This is a genomic window from Ruegeria sp. CDSB114, from assembly GCF_059611025.1.
The window spans coordinates 1,326,920-1,351,254 of sequence record NZ_JBXWOT010000001.1; the positions used below are offsets into that span (position 1 = coordinate 1,326,920).

Genomic DNA, 24,335 nt, shown 5'->3' on the forward strand with positions numbered 1-24,335 from the left:
AGGACGGTTTGCAAAGCTAGCGTTCAAGATTAGAAAAGTTGCAAAGGCACGCCATGGCGACCCAAAAGCTCTATGCTGGTGCAAAACTGCGTGAAATGCGCACGCGCCTGACGCTGACACAAAAGGAATTCGCAGCCAAACTGGGGGTTTCGCTTCCCTATTTGAACCAGATGGAGAATAACAACCGCCCGATCTCGACCACGGTTGTTCTGGCTCTGGCGCAGGAATTCGGCATGGACGTGACCGAACTTAGCACTGGTGACAGCGAACGTCTGGTCTCAGACCTGCGCGAGGCGCTGGCGGACCCCGTGTTTGATGACGCCATGCCACCGCTCGCTGATCTGCGCCTGACAGCTTCAAACGCCCCCGCAATGGCCCGAGCGTTTATCGCCCTGCACCGCACGTATCGCCAGACGCATGAAAGGCTGGCCTCGCTGGACGAGGCCCTGGGACGTGAAGACGCACAGATTCAGGCCAGCCCCTGGGAAGAAGTGCGAGACTTTTTCCATTATTGCGACAACTACATTGACGCGGTTGACCGGGCTGCGGAACGATTTTCTGGCCGCGCCCAGGACAAAGGCGGAATTCGCGCCGCCGCAATCGAAAGCTTGGGTGAAAATGGTATTCGCGTTCAGTTCCCGGATATCGAAGAAACCCGGAAATACGATGCGGATAGCAAAACATTGCTGCTGTCATCACGGATTGCACCGCAAACACAAGTGTTTCAGCTGCTCTTGCAGGTATCCCTAATCAATCAGGACAAGCTGCTTGAAGCGACACTGGATTTCGCCAAATTTCACAGTGATGAGGCGCGCGCGATTGCGAAGATCGGCCTGGCGAATTATTTCGCTGGCGCCTCTCTGATGCCCTATGGCGAATTTCTCAGTGCAGCCCAGCTTTACCGCCACGATCTGGAATTGCTTAGCAATCGTTTTGGAGCATCCATCGAACAGGTGGCCCACAGGCTTTCGACGCTGCAGCGCCCCGGCGCAAAGGGGATACCATTCTTCTTTGTTCGGGTGGATCAGGCCGGAACGATCACAAAACGCCACTCCGCCACGCGCTTGCAATTTGCGCGCTTTGGCGGTGCCTGCCCGTTGTGGAATGTGCACCGCGCCTTTGAAACTCCGGGTCACTTCCTGCGGCAGCTAGCCGAAACCCCGGACGGGGTCCGCTATATCTCGCTGGCGCGGGATGTTTCGAAATCGGGCGGTTCGTACGGAGCGCCTGTCCGGCGCTATGCGATTGCGCTGGGATGCGAGGTCCGCCACGCCGAAGCGTTGGTTTATGCGGACAATCTGGATATCTCAAACGCCAGTGCCTACGAGCCCATAGGTATCTCGTGCCGGATCTGCGAACGCCAGAACTGCCACCAACGGTCAGTTCCTCCGCTGGAACGTCGCCTGTCCATCGACACTCATACCCGCGGAACCTTACCCTATGAAGTCACCTGAGCTTTACCCGGCCTAAAACCACGGCCAGCCGAAACGGGGGCAATGCCCCCGCCCAACCCTTAAGCGTTCGACAAAATCGCCCAGATCTCATCCTTCAATGCGGCGCGTTTCTTGCGCAGCTCGCCTTCGGCAAGGTCCTCCATCGGCTCGACGTTAGTTTCCGCGCGGTGCACGATACGATTGACCTCGTGATACTCTTCGGCCAGCCGAGAAAAATGCGCATCAGACTGTTTAAGCTGACTGATCAATTCGACCTTGTCGGGAAACTCTTCGGCCAATTCGTGCGGGGTGTGGGACATTCCTGTTCGCTCCTTAGAAAATGCGTTGCGATTCAGGTCTATATTGGTCCCACTCCCCCCGCTTTGACGCGGATCAAATCAGCGCTGCGCCGAGGCCCATTGCGGATGAATCCAAGGCTGATCATTGGCTTTGGGCAACGGATCTTTGCCCAGCAGATGATCCGAGACTTTCTCGCCCACCATGATCGACGGCGCATTAAGGTTGCCGTTGGTGATTTGCGGAAAGATCGAACTGTCCGCCACACGCAGCCGATCCACGCCGATCACCCGGCCTTCGGAGTCGACAACCGCGTTCTGGTCATCCGCCCGTCCCATCCTGCAGGTGCCGCAGGGATGATAGGCACTTTCGGCATGCTCAGCGATAAAGGCGTTCAACTCTTCATCTGTTTGTACCGCAGCACCGGGCTGAATCTCTTTCCCGGCAAAGGGTCTGAACGCCTCTTGCCCGAAAATCTCTCGCGTCAGGCGGATACAGGTGCGGAACTCCTCCCAGTCTTTTTCCTGGCTCATGTAATTGAACCGGATGACAGGTGCGTCCTCGGGTCGAGCCGAGCGCAATGTCACAGCACCGCGTGATTCCGATCGCATCGGACCCACATGTGCTTGGAACCCGTGCCCCTCGGCCGCTGCCTGCCCGTCATAGCGCACCGCCATCGGCAGGAAGTGGTACTGGATGTCGGGGTATTCGACACCCGGCCTTGATCGGATGAAGGCCGCGCTTTCGAACTGGTTCGAGGCACCAAGGCCGGTCTTGGTGAACAGCCATTGCGCCCCGATCAGGCCTTTGCTGACCAGGTTCCAGTGTTTGTAGAGCGTGATCGGCTGAAGCGAGGCTTGCTGGATATACAGCTCCAAATGGTCCTGTAGATTTGCGCCAACCCCCGGACGGTCTGCAACAACTCCGATCCCCTGCTCAGCCAAATGCGCAGCCGGGCCGATTCCAGACAGCATCAAAAGTTTCGGCGAATTGATGGACGAGGCTGCGATGACCACTTCGCGGCGGGCGCGGATGACCTCTGTCTTGCCGCCACGGATCAGTTCAACACCAACAGCGCTTCCGTTTTCCAGAACAATCCGGGTCGCAAGACCGCGCACGATATCGCAGTTCTCGCGCTTGAGCGCAGGCCGCAGATAAGCATTTGCCGCCGACCAGCGCCGCCCTTTCCAGACGGTCTGCTCCATCGGGCCGAAGCCTTCTTGCTTTTCACCGTTATAGTCGCCCGTGACTTCATACCCGGCTTGCTGGCCCGCATCGACAAAGGCCTGGAACAGCGGGTTCGCACGCGGGCCCCGCGACACATGCAGCGGCCCGTCAGTGCCCCGCCACGCGGAATCCCCACCATGACCGCCGTCATGCCAGGTCTCCATCCGTTTGTAATATGGCAGCACATCCGCATAAGACCAACCATCCGCGCCCATCTCGGCCCAGGTATCGAAGTCCCGGGCGTGGCCGCGCACATAAACCATTCCGTTGATCGAAGAGGATCCGCCGATCACCTTCCCTCGCGGGCAGGCCAGGCGGCGGTTGTTCAGATGCGGCTCAGGCTCGGATTGATAGCCCCAGTCATAGCGCGACATGTTCATCGGATAGCTTAGCGCGGCGGGCATCTGGATAAACGGGCCCATGTCGGTACCGCCATGCTCGATCACCAGAACCGAGGCACCGGCCTCACTCAAACGATATGCCATCGCGCAGCCTGCGGAACCTGCGCCGACGATGACGAAATCTGTTTCCATTTTCGGGTCTCCATTCTCAACCGGAGCCAAGATTTTTCATCGAAAAATCTCTGCCTGACCGGAGAGGGTCTTGTTAATTCGGGTTGTTACTCTCCGCGTGGAAAGCGTTGGCTTTCCTCGACGATATTCAGATCCATGTGGTTACGCATGTACCGCTCAGATGCTTTCTGCAGGGGCTGGTAGTCCCAAGGATAATACCCGCCCTGGCGCAACGCCTCGTACACGACCCAGCGACGCGCCTGGCTGGCGCGAACTTCGGCGTCGAACCGATCCAGATCCCAACGGGCATCGGACTTGGCACGCAAGGTCTGCAACGTTCCTGCGTGCTCTGGCCTGTCTGCGAGATTCTCCAACTCGGAAGGGTCCGCCTCGAGGTCGAACAGTTGATCAGGGTCTAGCGCACATCGGTTGTATTTCCATTTGCCATAACGCAAGGACACCAGTGGCGCATAGGAGGCCTCGGCTGCATATTCCATCGCGACCGGCGCACTGCGCTCGTGCCCCTTGGCCAGCGGCACAAGGTTTTCGCCATCTGTCCACGGCGCGATCTCTGCCATATCGACACCGGCAAGAGCACCCAAGGTCGGCGTCACATCTATGGTCGAAACCGGAGCGTCGATCCGGCCCGCTGGCAGATCGGGCGCACAAATCATCAGCGGGACGCGGGATGACCCTTCGTAGAAGGTCATCTTGAACCACAATCCGCGTTCACCAAGCATATCGCCATGATCCGAAACGAACAGGATGATCGCCTCTTGCCGCGTGGTCTCTAACACCTCGAGGATTTCTCCGACCTTGTCGTCCAGATAAGAGATATTGGCGAAATAGGCGCGGCGTGATTTGCGGGTATCTTCTTGAGTGATGTCAAAGCTGCGCCAGTCATTGGCATCAAAAATCCGTTTCGAATGCGGGTCCTGATTATCATAACCAAGGTCGGTAATCTCGGGCAGAAGGTGCTCGCAATCTTCGTACAGGTCCCAGTATTTGCGACGTGCAACATAGGGATCATGCGGGTGGGTAAAGCTTACAGTCAGGCACCATGGACGGTCGTCCTTGCCACGGGCAAGATCGTATAGTTTGGACTTGGCGTTATAGGCCACCTCGTCATCATATTCCATTTGGTTGGAAATCTCGGCTACACCTGCGCCCGTGACCGAACCCATATTGTGATACCACCAGTCAATCCGCTCGCCTGGTTTACGGTAGTCCGGGGTCCAGCCGAAATCGGCGGGGTAGATGTCGGTGGTTAGGCGATCTTCAAACCCGTGCAACTGATCGGGCCCGACGAAATGCATCTTGCCCGACAAACAGGTATAGTACCCTGCACGGCGCAGATGGTGGGCATATGTCGGAATATCACTGCCAAACTCGGCGGCATTGTCATAGACACCAGTGCGCGACGGCAACTGACCGGACATAAAACTGGCCCGACCCGGCGCACACAGGGGCGACGCCGTATAGGCATTCGCAAATCGCGTGGATCGTTCGGCCAGCTTTTTCAGGTTTGGCGCATGCAGCCAGTCGACAGGACCGTCAGGAAAAAGGGTCCCGTTCAACTGATCCACCATCAGGATCAGAATATTAGGTTTTGTCATTTCTCGGCCTCGAGCAAGGTGCTGAGCACGCGCATCGCGTGGTTTACAGCCAGTTGCGGTTCTTCCGGGGCGCTCAGCGCGGCGTGGATATAAAGTCCGTCGATCAAGGCGATCATGTTCCCGGCCGCCTCAACCGGATCGGCCAAATGCGGGCGCAGCGCATAAACCAGGTTAGACCGGATACGGGCCTGATAAATCTGCCACAATCGCAGGGCGTCGTCATTGGTCTGCGCAAGAACGTAGAACGTCATCCACGCTGCCGTCACATCCGGCGTGAAACAGGATGGGGCAAAGCATGCCCGGATGATCGCCTGCGCGCGTCCACTTGGCGTGGCTGCTTTCAGTTCGGACCGGACCTCTGCCCCGAAATCCGACAGGATGCGGCGCATCGCTGCCAGGAAAATCTGATCTTTACCGCCGAAATAGTGATGTGCCAGCGCGCTGGACATGCCAGCCCGCTTAGCGATCTGGCTGACGGTTACATCGAGGGATTTTTTCGACCCGAGCTCAGCAATCGTTGCCTTTACGATCGCATCACGGCGGATTGGCTCCATTCCGAGTTTCGGCATCCGTACCCCTCAACTGCTTTTGATAGAAAAACGCTAGGAGATTTTTATTGACTCGTCAATTAATAACGTTTTTTCGGCAGAAACCGGCTAAAGTTTAGGTGCAATACTGGGGGTCGTCAGGCTGCTGCGGTTCAACACGGCCTCGCGCCAGGCAATAAAACTGACTGCCAACAGAATCAGCGTGCCCCCGGCGACCACCCACAAATCTACGCTTTCGTGGAAAACCAACGCCCCAACCAGCGTGGCCCAGATCAGCTGTAAGAATGTGACGGGCTGCGTCACTGCTACGGGGGCGGCCTGCAGGGCCAAGGTCATCAGATAGTGTCCAAGTGTGGCAAAACAGGCAATCAGAAACAGCACACCCAAATCATGGAGACTTGGAGGGGACCACACGGCAATGGCGAAAGGTATCAGCGCCATCGTCACCCATATGGACATATGTGCAACCACGACCGAGGGCGGCAGATCTCGCACCAGCATCTTGGCCAGCAGGTAGGATGCACCAAGCGTCAACGAAGTGCCCAACATGGTCACGTGACCAACCGAGATATCCCGAAACCCAGGTCGGAGAATAATTGCTACACCGATCAATGCGACACCAATGGCGGCAATCCGGCGGAAGGCTAGCTTCTCGCCTAGAAACAGCACAGCACCCAATGTGACATAGACAGGCGTCATGTAGTTCATAGCCGTGACTTCGGCCAACGGAATTCGGGTCATGGAAAAGAACCACAGCATCACGGCAATGGCGTGAACCACCCCGCGGATGCCGAACAGTGTCAGATGCCTCCGTGTCAGAGGTGTCGTAACGATCAGCCTTAACGCTGGCAGTAGGAACACCAACCCAAAGACAAAGCGCAGAAATGCAGCCAGTATCGGGTCCATGGAGGTGCCCAGAGATTTGACGAGCGCAGTCATGACAACAAAGGACAGACCGGCGGAAAACATCCAGAACATTCCCGCCAATGGCCGATAGGTGTTAGGTTGAGTTGTCATGTTAACGGTTCAACACCGAAACACAGGCGGGAACAAGACCTCAGATCGCCACTAGCTTGGCCGCAATCGCCAGCATGACAAAACCGATAACAACATCCAGCACCCGCCATGCCCTTGGGCGGGCAAAGACCGGCGACAGAATCCTTGCCCCGTAGCCCAACGAGAAGAAGAAGACAAAGCTGGACAGCATCGCTCCAATAGCAAAGGCCAACCGGTCATCATATTGTGCAGATATCGACCCGATCAGAACCACCGTGTCCAGATAGACATGCGGATTCAACCAGGTGAATGCCAGCACGGTCAGCAGGACAGACCTCAGACTTGAACGTGTCCCTTCACTGACATCCATGGAAGACCCGCCGCGCCAAGCCGATAGCAGGCTGCGCAACCCGTACCAGGTCAGAAACACAGCCCCGCCATAGCGCATGACCGGCTCGAACCAAGGAGCAGTCTGAGCAAGCGTTCCGAATCCGGCGACCCCTGCCGCAATCAGAATGGCATCCGATACGGCGCAGGTCAGGCACAGGGCAAAAACATGTTCGCGGCGCAGCCCTTGACGCAGGACAAAGGCGTTCTGCGCACCAATGGCCAAAATCAGACTAAAGCCCAGAGCGAATCCGGAAATCAGAGATGCGGACATGAAACCTCCTGTGTTCGTTTTGATTGACTAGAGCCAGTCAGTCGATTTATCAAATTAAAGAAGATACACCTGGTTAAGCTCTGCTAATGTTGCTGGATCCCAATCACCTTGCCGCACTTTCGGCCATTCTACGCCACGGAAGCTTTGACGCCGCCGCCACAGAGCTGTCGGTGACGCCTTCGGCGATATCGCAGCGGATCAAGTCATTAGAGGATCGGATAGGCGCCGCTCTGATCACTCGTGGTGCGCCCTGCACAGCGACACCCGCCGGCTTGCGCATTGCCAGATACGCCGAGGATATCGGGCTGCTTGAGGCACAGCTGGCCCGTGAACTTGCGTTGGGGGGAACCTCTGGCCCGACCCAGGTGCGCATTGCAATTCCCGCAGACAGTTTGGCCACATGGTTCATCGCTGCGATGGCCCAAACAGATGAGTTGCTGTTCGATCTGGTAATTGATGATCAGGACCATTCGGCCGATTGGTTGCGCCGCGGTGAGGTCAGCGCGGCTGTTACCACCGGAGGGCAACCGGTCTCTGGCTGTGATACCCATCCACTTGGGGATTTCAGGTATATTCCAACGGCCAGCCCAGGTTTTATGCAAAAATGGTTTCGGGACGGTGTAACCAAAAGCAGCCTTGCCATGGCACCGTGCCTGACCTTCAATCAAAAGGACGGTCTTCAGAAAGCCTGGTTTGCGCAAGAGTTCGGGCACCACATTTCCCCGCCATCGCATTTCCTGCCATCCTCGCATGGGTTTGTTGACGCTGCGATTGCCGGTCTTGGGTGGGGAATGAACCCGACAGGGTTAGTCCAGCAGGCTCTGGCAGATGGTCGGCTCTGCCCTCTGATACCAGACGCACCCCTTGATGTGCCGCTGACCTGGCAGGTCGGGCGGGTCTTATCCTCGGCCCTGTCGCCGCTGACCGTCGCAGTAAAGCGCGCGGCCACCGACGGGCTTATTCAGCGATAGACAGCAACGGGGGATCAGGTCGGCGCGGGTGATTTGGGAATTGGCGTCACCACCCAGAAACAAGCGAACGCCGCGAACAGGCTGACCGCAACAATGATCGCAACCGCCGCCGAGACCTCGTGCATATGGGCCAGACCTGCCAGCGCCGCCGACACGATGACCGCAACAATCCGCGAGATGCTTTTCACCGCAGCCGCGCCTTTGACCCGCTGATCAAACGGGGCGACATCCAGAAAATACAGCTTTCGAGCACTGCTGATACCCGTGACCGCCACGGTCACCACAAACAGGGCAATCGCATGGGTGTGCACCTCATGATCGATATGGAGGTAATGGACCGCCAGCAGCCCTGCTCCGGTCAGGGCCACCATCAGAGTGCCTGAGACCATGACCGCCCGGTGGGATTTCAGGTTAACGAACTGCCACAGGGGTGCCGCAACCAGATATCCAGAGGCCGAGGAAATGATCATGGCGGTCAGACCCCTGGCTGAACTGTGATGCGCCTCGGCCGCCATCAGGGCAAAGAACGGAACCGACAGGCCAACAACCACAATCGGCAGGCGCATCACCATATAGCGCCGGAACCAGGCGTGGTTGAACATCGACAAAATGTCAGTGAGATATTCGGACCAATGCCTTTTGCTTTCGCCCTCATGTGCGTCGGAAGTTCTGTGATGCGGGACCTCGGACATCGCGAGGATGGATAGGCCCGACAGCAGGAAGAACACAACTGACACCCCAATCACAACCGAATGCCGCGCAAACGGAGGGTTGCCCAGCGTGATCTGGTGGACCAACAGCACAAGACCAATGGCCGCCAGCCCTCCGGCCCCTAACTGCAGGTATCGCATGATCATCCGTGATCTGGACTGAACGTGGTCGCCCAGCAGGTCTGTGAACAGCAATGTCTGGATCTCATCCACCAGACCGATCACAAAAAATGCGGCAACAAAGGATATTGCTGTCAACGTGACGCTGCCCGTCGCCGCCGCTGCCAGAGCCATGACAAGGCACGCCCCGATCACAACCTCGGTCATCGCGATGCTGCGTTTCTTCCGTTCGCGCAGCGCAATCACCTGGGCCAGAAACACATCGGCTATCATGCTGCCGACCATACGGATCGAAACCAGCGCACCGGCGATGAACATCGGAAGTTCCAGCGAAACCGCAAGAAACGGCAAGACAATGGACGGGCTGCCAAGGGTCCAGGCGACCTGGGACAGAATGCTCTGCCCGGTCAGGACGGGCACATTACGTTTGGCCAATTCAGATTGGGGTTCGGTCATCTGCACTTTGACTCGCTGCTCCAGCTATTCGACCCAGCCTATGAGTTCGAACCTGATCGGCCAATAGCCCTATCCTCCAACCAACAAAAAAACCCGGCCTGAGGGCCGGGTTTCCAAATCTCAGGATGCGGGGCAGATCAAAGCTGCGCCATCACCTCATCCGATGCTTCGAAATTGGTTGTGACGCGCTGAACGTCATCATCATCTTCCAGCGCATCGACCAACTTCATCAGCTTTTGCATATCCTCAAGCCCCAGCTCGGTCGTGGTGCTTGGCTTCCAAACCAGTTTGGTGGATTCCGTTTCACCCAGCGCGGCCTCGAGCGCGTTCGAGACGTCGTTCAGATCGGTGTCGGCGCACCAGATGATATGACCTTCGTCCGAGCTTTCAACATCTTCCGCGCCTGCCTCAATGGCCGCTTCGAACACGGTGTCGGCATCACCAACCGTATCTGGATAGACCACTTCACCCTTGCGTTCGAACATAAAGCCGACGGAGCCGGTCTCGCCAAGATTGCCGCCATTCTTGGAAAAGGTCGAGCGCACGGTCGATGCGGTCCGGTTCCGGTTGTCGGTCATCGTCTCGACGATGACGGCCACTCCGTTGGGGCCATAGCCCTCATACCGGATTTCTTCGTATTCGTCGCCATCGCCCGCCTGCGATTTCTTGATCGCCCGGTCGATCACGTCTTTGGGGACCGAGTTTGACTTGGCCTCTTTCACCGCCAGACGCAGACGCGGGTTCTTGTCGGGGTCGGGGTCGCCCATCTTAGCGGCAACAGTGATCTCTTTTGACAGCTTGGAAAACAGTTTGGACCGCGCGGCGTCCTGACGTCCCTTGCGGTGCTGGATATTGGCCCATTTGGAGTGGCCTGCCATGGTGCGTCCTCGTGATAGTGTTTGCGTATTTGGCGCCCATATAGACGTTTGCGGGCCATGGGATCAAGAGACCGGCTTGCGACGGCTTCTTCTGCGAGTATGTTGGCGGTATGACGACAGATCAGATCATACTTTTCGCTCTCTTTGCCACTGTATTCGGAATGCTGCTTTGGGGGCGGTTTCGCTATGATCTTGTTGCGTTTTCCGCGCTTCTGGTCGGAGTGGTGTTGGGTGTCGTGCCCGTCGATGACGCTTTTGCCGGTTTTGGTCACTCGGCGACCATCATCGTCGCGCTGGTTCTGGTCGTTTCGGCCGGACTGGTCCGGTCCGGTGCGGTATTCCTGATCACGCGATCCTTGGTTGACGCGTCACGCGGCCTTGGGGCCCATATCGCCTTGATGGGCGGTATCGGGGCGGTTCTGTCCGCCTTCATGAATAACGTCGCTGCCTTGGCCCTATTGATGCCGGTCGACATTCAGACCGCACGAAAAGCCGGACGAGCCGTCGGCCTGACCCTAATGCCGCTCAGCTTTGCAACAATTCTGGGTGGGATGGCGACCCTAATTGGCACGCCACCGAACATCATCATCGCCTCAATCCGCGCAGAAACTTTGGGCGAGCCCTTTCGTATGTTCGATTTCGCCCCTGTGGGTGGCATTGCTGCGATTGCCGGGCTTGCCTTTGTCTCGTTGGTGGGCTGGCGATTGATCCCGAACCGGGGACCGCAAACCGAAACCTCTGAGGCGCTGGCCGAATATATCGCAGAACTAACCGTCCCACCGGAATCGCCGTTGATCGGCAAACGGGTCAGCGAGCTTTATGAAGATGCCGAGAAATCTGACGTCGCCATCATCGGCCTGATCCGCGACGGCAAGCGCCGCTATGGCCGGTCGGCCCATGCAACACTGAATCAGGGTGACGCGCTGGTGCTTGAGGCCCGCCCCGAGGCGCTGGATGAATTCCGCGCGGCGCTGAAGCTGGATTTTTCGGACACACGTCGACAGGAGCTTCTGACCGCTGAAGGCGACGGGCTGGAAGTCGTCGAGGTTGTCGTGACCGAAAACGCCCGCATCACCGGGCGTACGGCGCAGGGGTTGGGATTGGCATGGCGGCAGAGCACCGTTTTGATGGGCATTTCGCGCCAGGGCCGCAGCATCACTGAACAGGTCCGCAAAACCGAGGTTGAGGCTGGCGACATCCTGTTGTTGCTGTGCCCGCGTGATCGCAGCGCCGATGTGACCGAATGGCTGGGATGCCTACCGCTGGCCCAACGTGGTTTGAACGTCACCGCCAATGAAAAGGCGTGGCTTGCGATTGGCCTGTTTGCCACCGCGGTGCTGGCGGCCAGTGTTGGGCTGATCTACCTGCCGGTCGCATTGGGGCTTGTTGTGGTTGCCTATGTGCTGACCAAGATCATGCCAATCGCGGATCTCTATACTCACATCGAATGGCCGGTGGTCGTTTTGCTGGGCTCGATGATCCCGCTGGGCAGCGCGCTGGAAACCTCGGGCGGCACCGAACTGATCGCCAATGCGCTGATCCAGTTAACTAACGGCCTGCCTGCATGGGCTATTCTGACCGTTCTGATGGTGGTCACCATGACCCTGTCGGACGTGTTGAACAACACCGCCACGGCAATTGTGGCGGCCCCGGTCGGCATTCAGATGGCCCGCACACTTGAGGTTTCCCCCGACCCGTTTCTGATGACGGTCGCCGTTGCAGCCTCGGCTGCGTTCCTGACGCCTATCGGGCATAAAAACAACACGCTGGTTCTGGGACCGGGTGGCTATCGGTTCGGAGACTACTGGCGCATGGGCCTGCCGCTGGAAATCCTGATCATTGCGGTTTCGATACCCGCCATCCTTGTGTTCTGGCCGCTGTGACGGGTAAGAGCCGTTTCATGAAACGATTTCTGATCCTGCAGTTACGCCCGGAAACCGATGCGTCCGATGCCGAATATGCCTCGATTCTGGACAAAACCGGCTTGAGCCCCGAACAGACCCACCGCATCCGGCTGGACTGCGAAGACCTGCCCGACGGTCTGGACGTGACCGACTATGCCGGGGTGATCGTCGGCGGTGGCCCCGGCTGTGTCAGCGATGATCCGGCGACAAAATCGCCGACGGATGCCCGCACCGAAGCCGCCATCATGGGCCTGATGCCGCAGATCACCGCGCGCGATCATCCGTTCATGGGGTGCTGCTATGGGCTGGGTATTCTGACCGCACATCTGGAGGGCGATGTCAGCAAGGACCAGTTCGGAGAGCCCGTCGGCCCCTCAACCTGCCACGTGACAGAGGACGGTGCGACCGATCCACTGATCTCGGGGCTGGGTCAGAGTTTTGATGCTTTTGTGGGCCATAAAGAGGCTGTGCAATCCCTGCCAGATGGGTGCGTGCATCTGCTTGCCTCGGACCCTTGCCCGTTCCAGATGATCCGCTGGGGTCAGAATGTCTATGCCACACAGTTCCACCCCGAGGCGGATGCCCGCGACTTTGAAGAGCGCATCACCATCTACAAACACCACGGCTATTTCCCGCCCGAAGATGCGCAGCGTCTGATCGACATTTGCCACGCCGCCAATGTCACTCTGCCCGGTGAAATCCTGCGCAGGTTCGCCCAACGCTACGGCTGACCCTACGGCGCGGTTGCCTGCGGCTTTGACCCTCGCTTACGCTGGTCCGAACGGCTTTGGGAGGAGTTGTAGTTGGATCTGCTTATTAATGTCGGCCTGCCACTATCGTTGGCCATAATCATGCTGTCCTTGGGTGTCGGGCTTGAGATCGCCGATTTCCGCCGGGTTGTCAGCAGACGATACCCTTTTGCGATAGGGGCGTTCTGCCAGGTGATCTTGCTTCCCATTGCGGCATTTACGACGGTCAAACTCTTTGCACTGCCACCGGAAATAGCAGTCGGTGTTATGCTCCTCAGCTTTTGCCCCGGCGGTGTTACCAGCAATATCCTGACTAAACTGGCCAAGGGTGATGTCGCTCTTTCCGTCAGCCTGACAGCCATCATCAGCTTGTTGTCGATGGTGACGGTACCCGTATTGGCCGCATGGTCGATCAATCACTTCATGGGCGAGGACGCACCCGAGGTTTCGATCACCGGGCTGGCCATAGCGATGTTCCTGATCACCACCCTGCCCGTCGCTATCGGCGTCAGTATACGGCATTTCGCAAAAGGATTCGCAGAGCGGGTCGATGCCCCATTGTCCAAACTGGCTTCGATTCTTTTCGTCCTGATCGTTCTCGCCGCGCTGGCCGGGAACTGGGAAATGTTCGTCGAAAATTTGGGGCTGATGGGGTCGGCGTTGATCACCCTGAACATTGCGCTGCTGCTGATCGGGCTGGGACTGGCCCGCGCTGTGAACCTGTCATGGAACGAGAGCAAGACGATCTCAATCGAAACTGGCATCCAAAACTCGACTCTTGGCATCACATTGGCAGCGCTGATTACCAGCACGGAAAACGGGCTAAGCCCTCTTGCTCTGCCATCGGCCGTCTATGGTATCTTGATGTATGTCGTCGCCCTGCCATTTATCGCCTGGCTGCGCCGCAGCTGAGAGGAAAAAACATGACCAATAACACCGCAGATGCCATTGTCGTTGGGGCTGGGCTGGCCGGGCTTGCGGCCGCGGCCGAGCTAGGCGACCGCGGAAAAAAGGTGATCATACTGGATCAGGAACCCGGTCATTTCCTCGGCGGTCAGGCATTCTGGAGCCTCGGTGGACTGTTCATGGTCGACACTCCAGAACAGCGCAGGATGGGCATCAGGGACAGCCACGAACTGGCCTTGCGTGACTGGCAGGGCAGCGCGCAGTTTGACCGCGAAGAAGACGCTTGGCCCCGCAAATGGGCCGAGGCCTATGTCGAATTCGCCGCCGGTGAAATGCGGCCCTGGCTGCACGATATGGGGCTGCGATGGTTTCCTGTGGTTGGATGGGCCGAACGTGGCGGTTCTTATGCCGATGGGCATGGCAATTCGGTACCTCGGTTCCACATCACATGGGGCACCGGCCCTGGTGTTCTGGAACATTTCATCCGTCGCGTGCGCGAACATGTCAGCACAGGCCTGATCCAGCTGAAGTTCCGCCACCAAGTCAGCCATATCATTATGCAAAACGGCTGTGCCAAAGGCGTCTCGGGAGAGGTCTTGGCTGAGGACGCAGCCGCGCATGGCGCCAAGACCAACCGAGAAGAGGTTGGGGAATTCGAGGTCTATGCTCCTTCGGTCATCGTCAGTTCGGGCGGTATTGGTGGCAATTTCGAAATGGTGCGCAAGAACTGGCCGCGCGACCGCCTGGGCGAACCACCCAAAGACATGATCGCGGGCGTGCCGTTCCACGTTGACGGCCGCATGATCCCCATCAGCGAAAAGGCCGGTGGACATGTGATCAACGGCGACCGGATGTGGCATTACACCGAGGGCGTCAAAAACTGGAACCCTATCTGGCCATCGCACGGAATTCGTATCCTGCCCGGCCCAAGCTCTATGTGGTTTGACGCGCGCGGCAATCGTCTGTTGCCCCCTTGTTTGCCGGGGTTCGACACGTTGGGCACGCTGAAAGAGATCCTAAAGACCGGTTATGAATACAGCTGGTTTGTACTGACGCAGAAAGTCATCAAAAAGGAATTTGCGCTCTCCGGGTCGGAACAGAACCCGGATTTCACCTCGGGCAGCTGGAAAGAGGTTATCCGTCAGCGCATTTTGTCAGGATCGCAAGCCACCGCGCCGGTCGAGGCCTTCAAACAGCACGGGGAAGATTTCATCGTTGCCAACACTCTGACCGAACTGGTCAGCGGCATGAACCAACTGGGTGGCGATCTGATCAATGAGGCGCATTTGCGCGCCCAGATCGAAGCGCGGGACTCACAGGTCGACAACCCGTTTACCAAGGACGCGCAGATGGCGGCTATTCTGGCGGCCCGCAACTATCGGGGTGACAGGTTGATCCGCACCGCCAAACCACACAAGTTCCTTGATCCTGCCAATGGGCCGCTAATCGCGGTCAAACTTCACATGCTGACGCGCAAAACGCTGGGCGGTTTGCAGACCAACCTCGACAGTCAGATGATCGGCGCAAACGGTCAGGTCGTTCCTGGGCTGTTCGCCGCAGGAGAGGTCGCCGGTTTCGGCGGCGGCGGCTATCACGGATACAACGCGCTGGAAGGCACATTTCTGGGCGGCTGCATCTTTTCCGGGCGCAACGCAGGACGGTCGCGCGCTGTGGCCTGATTACTGCGTGCGTATGAATTTCAGAACCGGGTCGCCTGCGCTGTCCAGCAGCGCAAGGCTATCGCCCGCCACCGCATAGGACACCACGTTTTGCAGGGCGGCAAAGAACTGATCCTCGACCTGCTCCATCTCGGGCGGGCAGGCCATCAAAGTGGCCGCAATATTGTCTGGAAACGTAAGCGAATTTCCGGAAATTTCGACCTGCCCTGTGAAACGGTTGCAACCGCCTGAGCCGCTAAAGGCACCGCCTTGCGCAAAATCAAGTTGCGGTGCGCGTTCGCTGTTCAGCACGGCCCCATCTACACCAATCGCCGTCCAGCTTGTGTTTTCCAGCCCCGCCGACGTGGGGCCGCCCGTCTTGACCAACAAAAGGTCGGCCGTATCCGGCGCACCATTGGTCAGGACCGGATACACCGTGTCGGTCGTAAACAGCAGTTGTGACCCACGATATATTGCCCCCCGCACCGCATAGGTCATCCCGTCACGGATCAGAGCATCATCATAGGTCAGTTCAAACTCGGCAGGCACCCCGCTTAGCACGTAGCGCTGCGCAGCCAGCGTTACCGCTGGCGCATCCGCAAGCGATATATTCTGCAGCTCGATATAAAGCGTCGCGTCTTCAGGTACGGCAATCCGTTCGCGATAGGAGGCGGTACCGGTCACCGAACCAGCCGATACATCGCTGCCAATCAGCGCCACCATAATCGCACCCATTACGATCAACTGACCAAATTTTGGAAAAGGCATAATCCCGTCCTTTCGTCCAAGTTCTAGAGGAAAAGATTGTGTCTGGATCAGCCTTTACAAGACCGTCAGCGCAAAACCGGCGGGTTCGCGCCGGTGTCACAACGGCCAGATGATCGGAATAAGCAACGAAGCAAGCAGCCCGACCGTCAGGTTCAAGGGGATGCCAACCTTCATGAAATCGACAAACCGATATCCCCCCGGGCCATAGACCATCATGTTGGTCTGATATCCGATTGGTGTCGCAAAGGATGCAGATGCCGCCAACATCACCGCAACTACCAGCGGCCTTGGGTCTACGCCGACGGCCTGCGCCAACCCGATTGCGATCGGCGTGACCACTACCGCAACGGCGTTGTTGGAGACGAGTTCGGTAAGCACCGAGGTCAAAACATAGATGGCCCAAACGATCAGGAACGGTGGCAGCGCACTAAGCCCAGGTGCGATTGCATCGACGATCAGGGAAACCGCCCCGGACTTATCAAGCGCGGCCCCAATGGCCAGCATCGAGAATATCAGCGCCAGAAGCCGCCCTTCGATAAAGGAAAACGCCTCATCCGCGTCTATGCAGCGAGTGACCAGAACCAGAGCGACCGCAAGAATGGAGAGCAGCAGAATTGGCGCCACACCTAAAGCGGCCAATACAACGATCCCGATCAATGCGCCAATCGCCACCGGAGCGTGATTGCGGCGGAACGCCCGCGCCGAGGGCTGTGTCACATCGACCATATCCATATCAGCGGCAAGCTTCTGGATATCGGCGGGTGATCCCTCCAACAGCAGAGTATCCCCGACTCGCACCACGAGGTCGTCTAGTTGACGACCGATATTCTGGTTCCGCCGATGTACCGCCAGTACGTAGACACCATAGCGGCGGCGCAGGCGCATCACGCCCAGCGTTCGCCCAACCATACGGCACCCCGGTGTGATCAGCACTTCGACCGTTTTGGTCTCGACCGCGGAGACCTGATCGACGCGCTTGAGTTCTTTGTTGCTTTGCAGGCTCAGCAACTCGGTCATCTCGGTTCGCAGAACCACGCGGTCCCCAACCTCAAGCGTCACCCCTTTGAGGTTGCGCCGCAAAGACTCGTCCCCGCGGACCACGTCAATCAGGCGTACGCCGGGACGCTTGAACAGTTGCACCCCTGTCACCTCGCGCCCGATCAGGTTGCTGTCGGGCGGAATGACGGCCTCGGTGAAGAACTTCATCTTAGAGCGATCACTGAGAAGCGAGGCCATGCTATCGCGTTCAGGCAGCAGGCGCGGCGCAACAAAGCGCAGATAGATCATGCCGTAGATCACCACTGCGATGCCCAAGGGCGTGACTTCGAAAATCGTGAATGCAGCCAGACCCTGAGATCGCGCGACACCATCCACAAGCAGGTTGGTCGAGGTGCCGATCAGTGTCAGCGTCCCCCCCATGATGGCAGCATAGCTGAGCGGGATCAGCAGTTTCGAGGCCGGCACGTTCAACGTGCGGGCAATCTGTACAAAAACCGGGATCATCACGACGACCACGGGTGTGTTTGACACCACCGCCGAGGCCAAGACCACAAACCCCATCAGCATGGCAATCGCGATACGCGGGTTAACCTGCGCCTGTTTCTGCGCAGTTGCGGTAAAGGAATCCAATGCCCCGGTTCTGACCAGAGCCCCCATGACGATGAACATCGCCGCAATCGTCCATGGCGCAGGATTGGACAGAACTGCCAACGCGCTTTGATAGGGCAGGATACCGGTCACCAGCATCAGGGCAACGCCCGCGATGGCGACAACCTCGGTCGGGTAAGCCTCGCGCAGGAACATGACAAACATGCCTGCGACAACCAATAGCGCCACGATCGCGCTGCCCGTTTCTGTCAGTTGAAGAAATTGCATTCGTGGTATTCAGTCCGAACCCTGGCCCAGCTTGCGCGCCCGTCGGGCAGTTTCCCGTATTGCGGGCAGCAGGGCAAGCCCAACGTCGCGCTATTGCAGCCCGGCTTGTTGCAAGCGACCCCCAACGCGCACCATTTGCACGGATTTTGCCTGACCATTGCGATCATCGGTTTCCACGAACACACCGCTTAGCGTTGCTTCGCCATTTGCAGGCGTAAACCGCGCCTTGGGCATGCCGGTGATGAACCGGCGCATCGGTTCCAGCTTTTCCATACCAATGACAGAATCGTAATCCCCGCACATCCCGGCATCGGTCAGATAGGCTGTTCCCCCCGGAAGGATCTGAGCATCTGCGGTCGGCACATGCGTATGTGTTCCCACCACGAGGCTGGCGCGCTTGTCGCAATAATGCCCCATCGCCATCTTCTCGGATGTGGCTTCGCAATGCATGTCAACGATGATCGCCTGGGCCTGACCGCCGCGCGGGTGCGACTTCAGAATTGGCTCGATCGCCGAAAACGGATCATCGAAGGGCCGCTTCATAAAGACCTGCCCCAGCACCTGTACGACCAAAACCTTGCGTCCGCCAAGGGCGGTATAGAGACGATGCCCGCGTCCCGGAGCACCCTTGGCAAAGTTAACAGGGCGCACAATGCGCGGTTCGCTCTCGATGAATTGCAACATGTCCTTCTGGTCGAAAGCGTGGTCGCCCAGCGTCAGGCAATCCGCCCCTGCATCTAACAGCAGCTTGGCATGATCCCCAGTCAAACCCATTCCGTTCGAGGCGTTCTCACCATTGATCACCACGAAATCCAGCCGCCATTCGTCGCGCAGACGTGGCAGATGTTGCTGAACAGCCGCGCGTCCAGCGCGGCCCATAACGTCACCCAGAAAAAGTATCCTCATAGAAACCGTCTAAGTGTGGCAATTCGCAAGTACAAGCCGTTAAGCTGACCCAATGAACGGCAAAACTCTTTATTTAGGAGATTCTTTATGTTTCGGATCGGTCTGACCTTTGGTGTCTGTGCCACGCTTGCTGCCTGCTCGGAAGAGCAAGCGGTCAACTCAAACCCACAGCTGCCAAACCCCTCGGCCATCTATTGCATCGACAGCGGTGGGAGGTATGAAATTCGGGACGGAGAGAATGGCCAGACCGGCGTGTGCATATTGCCTGATGGCACCGAAAAAAATGCCTGGGAATATTTTCGCGCTAAAAACCAGGGCTGATACCTTCGTTAAAAGGTCAACACACGGCTTTCAGTTACTACCATATCAAGCGGCTGATCCGTCGATTCCAGCGGCAGCCCGTCTGCTTCTTGCGCATCGAAGGCAAAACCGATGGCCAGAGTCGGGCGTTTCGCGCGCAGCCCTTCCAATGTCCGGTCATAGAACCCACCCCCATAACCCAGACGCCCTCCATTTGCATCGAATGCCACCAGTGGCACGATCAGAATTTCGGGATCGAAATAGTCATCGACCTCGGGCACTTTGGCGCCAAACGGACCATCCTTCAGCCTGCCTTCGGGCGTCCAACGAGAGAATTTCAGCGGCTGCCCGGCCGCCTGAATGACTGGTACGCCAACCGGGCCATAAGCGGACGCCTCGGCCATGGCGGGCAGCGGGTCACTCTCGGTCCGGATGGGCATATAACCCGACAGGGGTACTCCGCGGTGCCCGGCCAGAATTTCAGACAGTCGCCCGGCGGCACCGGGCGGATTTGCATCAAACGCAGATTTGCGCCGGGCAAAGGCCGCCTTGCGCGCGGCAGCTTTGATTTCGGTCAGATCTGTCACAATAGCACCACGCTGGCAAGACCAAGAAAGATAAAGAATCCCATGACATCCGTCGTTGTCGTCACAAAGGTTCCTGACGCCAGCGCCGGGTCAATACCCATCCGGTCCAGCACGACCGGTACTACCGTACCTGCAAAGCCTGCGATCACCATGTTCACGACCAGAGCGGAGCCAATCACGACACCCAGCAACGGCGAGCCGAACCAATACATTCCCACCACGCCCAGAACGGTGGCAAAACACAGCCCGTTCAACATGCCCACCAGCAGTTCCCGTCGGATCACCCGCATTACGTTCGCACCTGTCAGGTCGCGCGTTGCCAGGGCTCGCACTGCGACGGTCAGCGATTGTGTCCCCGCATTGCCCCCCATCGAGGCCACAATCGGCATCAGAATGGCCAACGCCACCAACTGATCAATCGCCGCCTCGAACTGGGAAATCACCAGCGAGGCGCAGATCGAAGTACACAGGTTTACCGCCAACCATGGCAGGCGTCGTCTGCTGGTCGCGGCCACACTGTCGGACAGCGAGCTTTCGTTGCTGACGCCGGCAAGACGCAACATGTCCTCTTCGTATTCCTCATCCAGAACCACCATCGCGTCATCAATGGTGATCACCCCGACCAGCCGTCCGTCACCATCCACCACCGGGGCCGAGATCAGGTGATACTGATTGAACGCATAAGCCACATCTTCTTCGTCCTGATCGACCGGGATGGTATAGAATTCTTCTTCGGCAATCTCATGCAGAGCCACCTCGCGCCGAGTGGCCATCAGCTTGCCCAGCGTGACCTGCGCGGTTGGCTTCAGACGCGGGTCAACCAGGACCACATGGTAGAATTGGTCCGGCAGCCCGTCATTGGCACGCATAAAATCAATCGCCTGCCCGACAGTCCAATGCTCGGGCGCCATGACGACCTCGCGCTGCATAAGACGACCGGCCGAGTTTTCGGGATAGGATAACGCCTGTTCGGCCGCGATCCGTTCGGAATCCTCCAGCGCACCCAGGATGGCTTCTTGCTGGGGCTCTTCAAGGTCTTCCAGCAGATCGACGACATCGTCGCTTTCCATGTCGCGTACCGCATCCGCCAGAACATCGGGACGCAGGACTTCAATAACTTCTTCCCTGACACCTTCGTCCAGTTCAGACAGAATATCGCCGTCGAACTCTTTGTCATACAGACGGATCAACCGGGCGCGGTCATAGGGGTTGATCTGTTCCAGAAGGTCGGCGATGTCGGCAGCGTGCAGCGGGTCCATCAATTCGACCAGCTTGTCGCGGTCATCAACATCAACTGCATACAGAATGGATGCTACCGTTCGACGATCCAGCGCATAGGCGTCATCATCAGAAGTCGGCTCACTTACGGGTTCGTTAATACCTGTTGTCATATCTGCCCCCGCTCTGTTCGCCCATTGGCCCCTAAATAGAAGAAGCAGCTACCGGAAAACAATGACAATGCGCCGATTTACCGACAACTTTCCTGCCCCTATGCTGTTTCGCAGTCCCAGACAGGCGGAGATGAATGAGTATGGCGCAAAAAACGCTGCTGAAAGGGCGTGTCCTGAGTTTCACTGGCACCCCGTTCGAGGGCGAACCGACCAAGGCTGTGAAAATCAGCGAAGCGGTTCTGATCGAAAACGGTCGGATTTCCAGCGTATCGGATGCCGACAGTCTGAACAATGCCCACCCCGAGGCAAAAGTCGTGGATCATGGTCAGCACGTGATCCTTGCAGGATTTGTTGATGCGCATGTGCATTATCCGCAGACCGCCATGATCGCCAGTTGGGGCAAACGCCTGATCGACTGGCTGAACACCTATACCTTCCCCGAAGAGATGAAATTCGGGGATGCAGCCTATGCCTCTGAGATTGCCAACCGGTATCTGGACCTGACAGCGGCACACGGCACCACCACGATGTGCAGCTATTGCACCATCCATCCCGAAAGTGTTGATGCCTTTTTCCTTGCGGCCAAACAACGCGGTCAACGTGTGGTTGCGGGCAAAACCTGCATGGATCGCAACGCACCCGATGGCCTGAGAGATACCGTGCAAACTGCCTATGACCAATCCCAGACTTTGCTTGAGAAATGGCACGGGATCGACCGCCTGTCCTATGCGATTACGCCGCGTTTCTCACCCACCTCCACACCCGAACAGCTAGAGGCCATGGGCGCATTATGGGCAGAGCATCCCCATTGCCTGATGCAAACCCATCTCAGCGAACAGACTGATGAAATTGCCTGGGTACGCGAGCTGTTTCCCGACGCCCGCGATTATCTGGACACCTATGAAAAGTTCGGCCTGCTGGGCCCCAACGGCCTGTATGGCCACGTCATCCACCTTGAGGCACGTGAACGCGACCGACTGCGTGAGGTCAACGCTGCGTTGATCCATTGTCCGACCTCTAACACCTTTATCGGGTCAGGCCTGTTCGACATGGCAGGGTTGATGCGCGACGGACACCGAGTTGGTCTGGCAACGGATACTGGTGGCGGTTCAAGTTTCTCGATGCTGCGCACGATGGCATCGGCCTATGAGATCGGACAACTGCGCGGAACGCCGCTGCACGCCGCGCAACTGCTGTGGCTGGGCACCGTAGGGTCGGCCCGAACGCTGAGGCTGGATGACAGCATCGGCAATATCGCCCCGGGAATGGAGGCCGACCTGATCGTGCTCGATCTCGCCTCCACCCCGGCCATAGCTCAGCGCGAGGCCTGCGCCGATGACCTGTGGGAGGCCCTCTTTCCCACCATCATGATGGGCGATGACAGGGCGATTGCCGAGGTTTGGATCGCAGGTCAACCTGTCAGGACCTAGGATTGCAAGGCAAGGGCCAATCGGTTCTGCCGTTCAATCACCCGGGGCAGATCCAGCGTTGCGATCTGCCCGTCCCGCACGATCTGACGGCCTTCGACAAACAGGTGCTTTACCCTCGCCGGACCGGCAAGCAACAGGGCTGCCGGATCCCAACTGCCCGCGCTTTCGATGCCGCGCGTATCCCAAATGGCTATATCGGCACGCTTTCCGACAGCCAGACGGCCGCAATCAGGTCGGTTCAAGACATCCGCCCCACCCCGCGTGGCAATTTCAAGCGCCTCGCGAGAGGACATGGCATCGGCACCGCTGGCGACACGCTGCAACAACATGGCCTGCCGCGCCTCGAGGATCAGATTGCCGCTGTCATTGCTGGCCGACCCATCGACGCCAAGACCCACAGGCACGCCACTATCTCGCATCGACCTTACCGGTGCTATCCCCGAGCCCAACCGGCAGTTCGAACAGGGACAGTGGGCCACGCCAGTCCGGGACCGGGCAAATAGATCAATCTCTGCCCCGTCCAGTTTCACGCAATGGGCGTGCCAAACGTCTGACCCGGTCCATCCCAAATCCTCGGCATATTGACCAGGACGGCACCCGAATTGTTCCTGAGAATAGGCGATATCCTCGTCATTTTCGGCCAGATGTGTGTGCAGCATTACGCCTTTGTCACGGGCCAGAATGGCCGTGTCACGCATCAAGTCACGACTGACAGAGAACGGCGAGCAAGGTGCCAACCCGACCCGGCACATTGCACCCTCTGACGGGTCGTGAAACGCGTCGACCACACGCATCATGTCGTCGAGAATATCTGCTTCGGCTTCGACCAGTGAATCCGGCGGCAAGCCACCATCACTTTCACCAATACTCATGGCGCCGCGTGTTGGGTGGAACCGCAGGCCAACCTCGGCAGCCGCAGCAATAGTGTCATCCAGACGCGCACCGTTCGGATATAAATATAAGTGGTCGGAACTGAGCGTGCATCCCGTCAACGCCAGCTCGGCTAAACCGATCTGGGCGGATACGAACATCTCTTCGGGGCCAAATCGCGACCAGATCGGATAGAGCGTTTTCAGCCATCCGAACAAAAGCGCATCCTGCCCGCCAGGAACGGCGCGGGTCAGGGTCTGGTACAGATGGTGGTGCGTGTTCACGAGGCCGGGCGTAACCACACATCCGCTTGCATCATGGATCTCAGCGCTCGCCTGCAACCCATGGCCGATCTGTTCAATCTGTCCATCTCGGATCAGAATATCCGCGCCAGAAAGCTCACGGCGCTGGTCATCCATGGTCAGGATCGTGTCTGCATTTTTGATGAGGATATCGGTCATCGTGCTCTCCTTGCATCGCCCGTTTCATGCATGGAGTGCAAAAGCTGGCGGAAAACGGGCACAAGAACCAGCCGGATTAAGGCTAATCCGCTCGCCGGGTCGCCG

At 58.0% G+C, this 24,335-nt stretch carries 22 protein-coding genes; 8 read left to right on the forward strand and 14 right to left on the reverse strand.

Translation table 11 applies throughout. The features are described 5' to 3' along the window. The first annotated feature begins 53 nt into the window (after positions 1–53). Entirely contained in the window at positions 54–1,454 is a 1,401-nt protein-coding gene (locus AC2FIP_RS06575) for a helix-turn-helix domain-containing protein (RefSeq protein WP_142636792.1), read from the forward strand. A gap of 59 nt (positions 1,455–1,513) precedes the next feature. Here AC2FIP_RS06575 and AC2FIP_RS06580 read toward each other — a convergent pair whose 3' ends face one another. From AC2FIP_RS06580 to AC2FIP_RS06605, 6 genes are all read right to left on the reverse strand, one after another. Then, positions 1,514–1,753 (reverse strand): HP1242/YdcH family protein, encoded by a 240-nt coding sequence (locus AC2FIP_RS06580; protein ID WP_142636790.1) that lies wholly within the window; start codon positions 1,751–1,753, stop codon positions 1,514–1,516. A gap of 78 nt (positions 1,754–1,831) precedes the next feature. Beyond that, on the reverse strand, positions 1,832–3,490 hold the full coding sequence (gene betA / locus AC2FIP_RS06585; protein WP_496785625.1) for a choline dehydrogenase: 1,659 nt from the start codon (positions 3,488–3,490) through the stop codon (positions 1,832–1,834). A gap of 86 nt (positions 3,491–3,576) precedes the next feature. Further along, entirely contained in the window at positions 3,577–5,085 is a 1,509-nt protein-coding gene (gene betC / locus AC2FIP_RS06590) for a choline-sulfatase (protein WP_496785627.1), read from the reverse strand. Then, positions 5,082–5,654, reverse strand: coding sequence for a choline-binding transcriptional repressor BetI (gene betI, locus AC2FIP_RS06595; RefSeq protein WP_271949443.1), 573 nt, complete (start codon positions 5,652–5,654; stop codon positions 5,082–5,084). Before betI ends, betC begins: the two co-directional genes overlap by 4 nt. 87 nt (positions 5,655–5,741) lie before the next feature. Beyond that, positions 5,742–6,650, reverse strand: a complete 909-nt coding sequence (locus AC2FIP_RS06600; RefSeq protein WP_496785628.1) for a DMT family transporter — start codon at positions 6,648–6,650, stop codon at positions 5,742–5,744. Between the two features lie 40 nt (positions 6,651–6,690). Next, positions 6,691–7,290, reverse strand: a complete 600-nt coding sequence (locus AC2FIP_RS06605) for a LysE/ArgO family amino acid transporter (protein ID WP_496785630.1) — start codon at positions 7,288–7,290, stop codon at positions 6,691–6,693. A gap of 86 nt (positions 7,291–7,376) precedes the next feature. On the opposite strand from AC2FIP_RS06605, the gene AC2FIP_RS06610 reads away from it, so the two are divergent. Further along, positions 7,377–8,261: a LysR family transcriptional regulator ArgP gene (locus tag AC2FIP_RS06610; RefSeq protein ID WP_496785631.1), complete on the forward strand. Its 885-nt coding sequence runs from the start codon at positions 7,377–7,379 to the stop codon at positions 8,259–8,261. Positions 8,262–8,275: 14 nt separating this feature from the next. Here the strand turns inward: AC2FIP_RS06610 and AC2FIP_RS06615 are convergent, their stop codons facing one another. After that, on the reverse strand, positions 8,276–9,547 hold the full coding sequence (locus AC2FIP_RS06615) for an MFS transporter (protein ID WP_496706598.1): 1,272 nt from the start codon (positions 9,545–9,547) through the stop codon (positions 8,276–8,278). Positions 9,548–9,684: 137 nt separating this feature from the next. Then, a complete protein-coding gene (locus AC2FIP_RS06620; RefSeq protein WP_142636775.1) occupies positions 9,685–10,425 on the reverse strand; it encodes a YebC/PmpR family DNA-binding transcriptional regulator in 741 nt (246 codons plus the stop codon). 110 nt (positions 10,426–10,535) lie between these two features. Here AC2FIP_RS06620 and AC2FIP_RS06625 point away from each other — a divergent pair, with 110 nt between their 5' ends. From AC2FIP_RS06625 to AC2FIP_RS06640, 4 genes are all read left to right on the forward strand, one after another. Beyond that, on the forward strand, positions 10,536–12,308 hold the full coding sequence (locus tag AC2FIP_RS06625; protein ID WP_496785632.1) for an SLC13 family permease: 1,773 nt from the start codon (positions 10,536–10,538) through the stop codon (positions 12,306–12,308). Between the two features lie 17 nt (positions 12,309–12,325). After that, complete coding sequence (locus AC2FIP_RS06630) at positions 12,326–13,060, forward strand: glutamine amidotransferase (RefSeq protein WP_496690944.1); 735 nt, start codon at positions 12,326–12,328, stop codon at positions 13,058–13,060. Between the two features lie 72 nt (positions 13,061–13,132). After that, the gene (locus AC2FIP_RS06635; RefSeq protein ID WP_496690945.1) at positions 13,133–13,990 is read left to right on the forward strand and encodes a bile acid:sodium symporter family protein; all 858 of its coding nucleotides are present in this window, start codon (positions 13,133–13,135) and stop codon (positions 13,988–13,990) included. 11 nt (positions 13,991–14,001) lie between these two features. After that, positions 14,002–15,663, forward strand: coding sequence for an FAD-binding dehydrogenase (locus tag AC2FIP_RS06640; RefSeq protein WP_496690946.1), 1,662 nt, complete (start codon positions 14,002–14,004; stop codon positions 15,661–15,663). Here the strand turns inward: AC2FIP_RS06640 and AC2FIP_RS06645 are convergent, their stop codons facing one another. From AC2FIP_RS06645 to AC2FIP_RS06655, 3 genes are all read right to left on the reverse strand, one after another. After that, positions 15,664–16,410: a YbaY family lipoprotein gene (locus AC2FIP_RS06645; protein WP_496785634.1), complete on the reverse strand. Its 747-nt coding sequence runs from the start codon at positions 16,408–16,410 to the stop codon at positions 15,664–15,666. It abuts the gene before it with no gap. 96 nt (positions 16,411–16,506) lie between these two features. After that, positions 16,507–18,285 (reverse strand): SLC13 family permease, encoded by a 1,779-nt coding sequence (locus AC2FIP_RS06650; RefSeq protein WP_496689672.1) that lies wholly within the window; start codon positions 18,283–18,285, stop codon positions 16,507–16,509. A 90-nt stretch (positions 18,286–18,375) separates the two neighbouring features. After that, complete coding sequence (locus tag AC2FIP_RS06655; RefSeq protein ID WP_496785635.1) at positions 18,376–19,191, reverse strand: TIGR00282 family metallophosphoesterase; 816 nt, start codon at positions 19,189–19,191, stop codon at positions 18,376–18,378. Between the two features lie 87 nt (positions 19,192–19,278). Here AC2FIP_RS06655 and AC2FIP_RS06660 point away from each other — a divergent pair, with 87 nt between their 5' ends. Continuing rightward, complete coding sequence (locus AC2FIP_RS06660; protein WP_142636759.1) at positions 19,279–19,512, forward strand: putative hemolysin; 234 nt, start codon at positions 19,279–19,281, stop codon at positions 19,510–19,512. An 8-nt stretch (positions 19,513–19,520) separates the two neighbouring features. Here AC2FIP_RS06660 and AC2FIP_RS06665 read toward each other — a convergent pair whose 3' ends face one another. Together AC2FIP_RS06665 and mgtE are read right to left on the reverse strand one after the other, a co-directional pair. Then, positions 19,521–20,078, reverse strand: coding sequence for a 5-formyltetrahydrofolate cyclo-ligase (locus tag AC2FIP_RS06665; RefSeq protein ID WP_142636757.1), 558 nt, complete (start codon positions 20,076–20,078; stop codon positions 19,521–19,523). Continuing rightward, positions 20,075–21,469, reverse strand: a complete 1,395-nt coding sequence (gene mgtE, locus AC2FIP_RS06670; protein ID WP_496785637.1) for a magnesium transporter — start codon at positions 21,467–21,469, stop codon at positions 20,075–20,077. Before mgtE ends, AC2FIP_RS06665 begins: the two co-directional genes overlap by 4 nt. A 140-nt stretch (positions 21,470–21,609) precedes the next feature. Here mgtE and guaD point away from each other — a divergent pair, with 140 nt between their 5' ends. Then, positions 21,610–22,899: a guanine deaminase gene (gene guaD, locus AC2FIP_RS06675; protein WP_496785810.1), complete on the forward strand. Its 1,290-nt coding sequence runs from the start codon at positions 21,610–21,612 to the stop codon at positions 22,897–22,899. On the opposite strand, the gene AC2FIP_RS06680 is transcribed toward guaD, so the two are convergent. Then, positions 22,896–24,230, reverse strand: coding sequence for an 8-oxoguanine deaminase (locus tag AC2FIP_RS06680; protein WP_496785639.1), 1,335 nt, complete (start codon positions 24,228–24,230; stop codon positions 22,896–22,898). The two genes, guaD and AC2FIP_RS06680, sit on opposite strands and share 4 nt — an antisense overlap. Positions 24,231–24,335 lie beyond the last annotated feature (105 nt).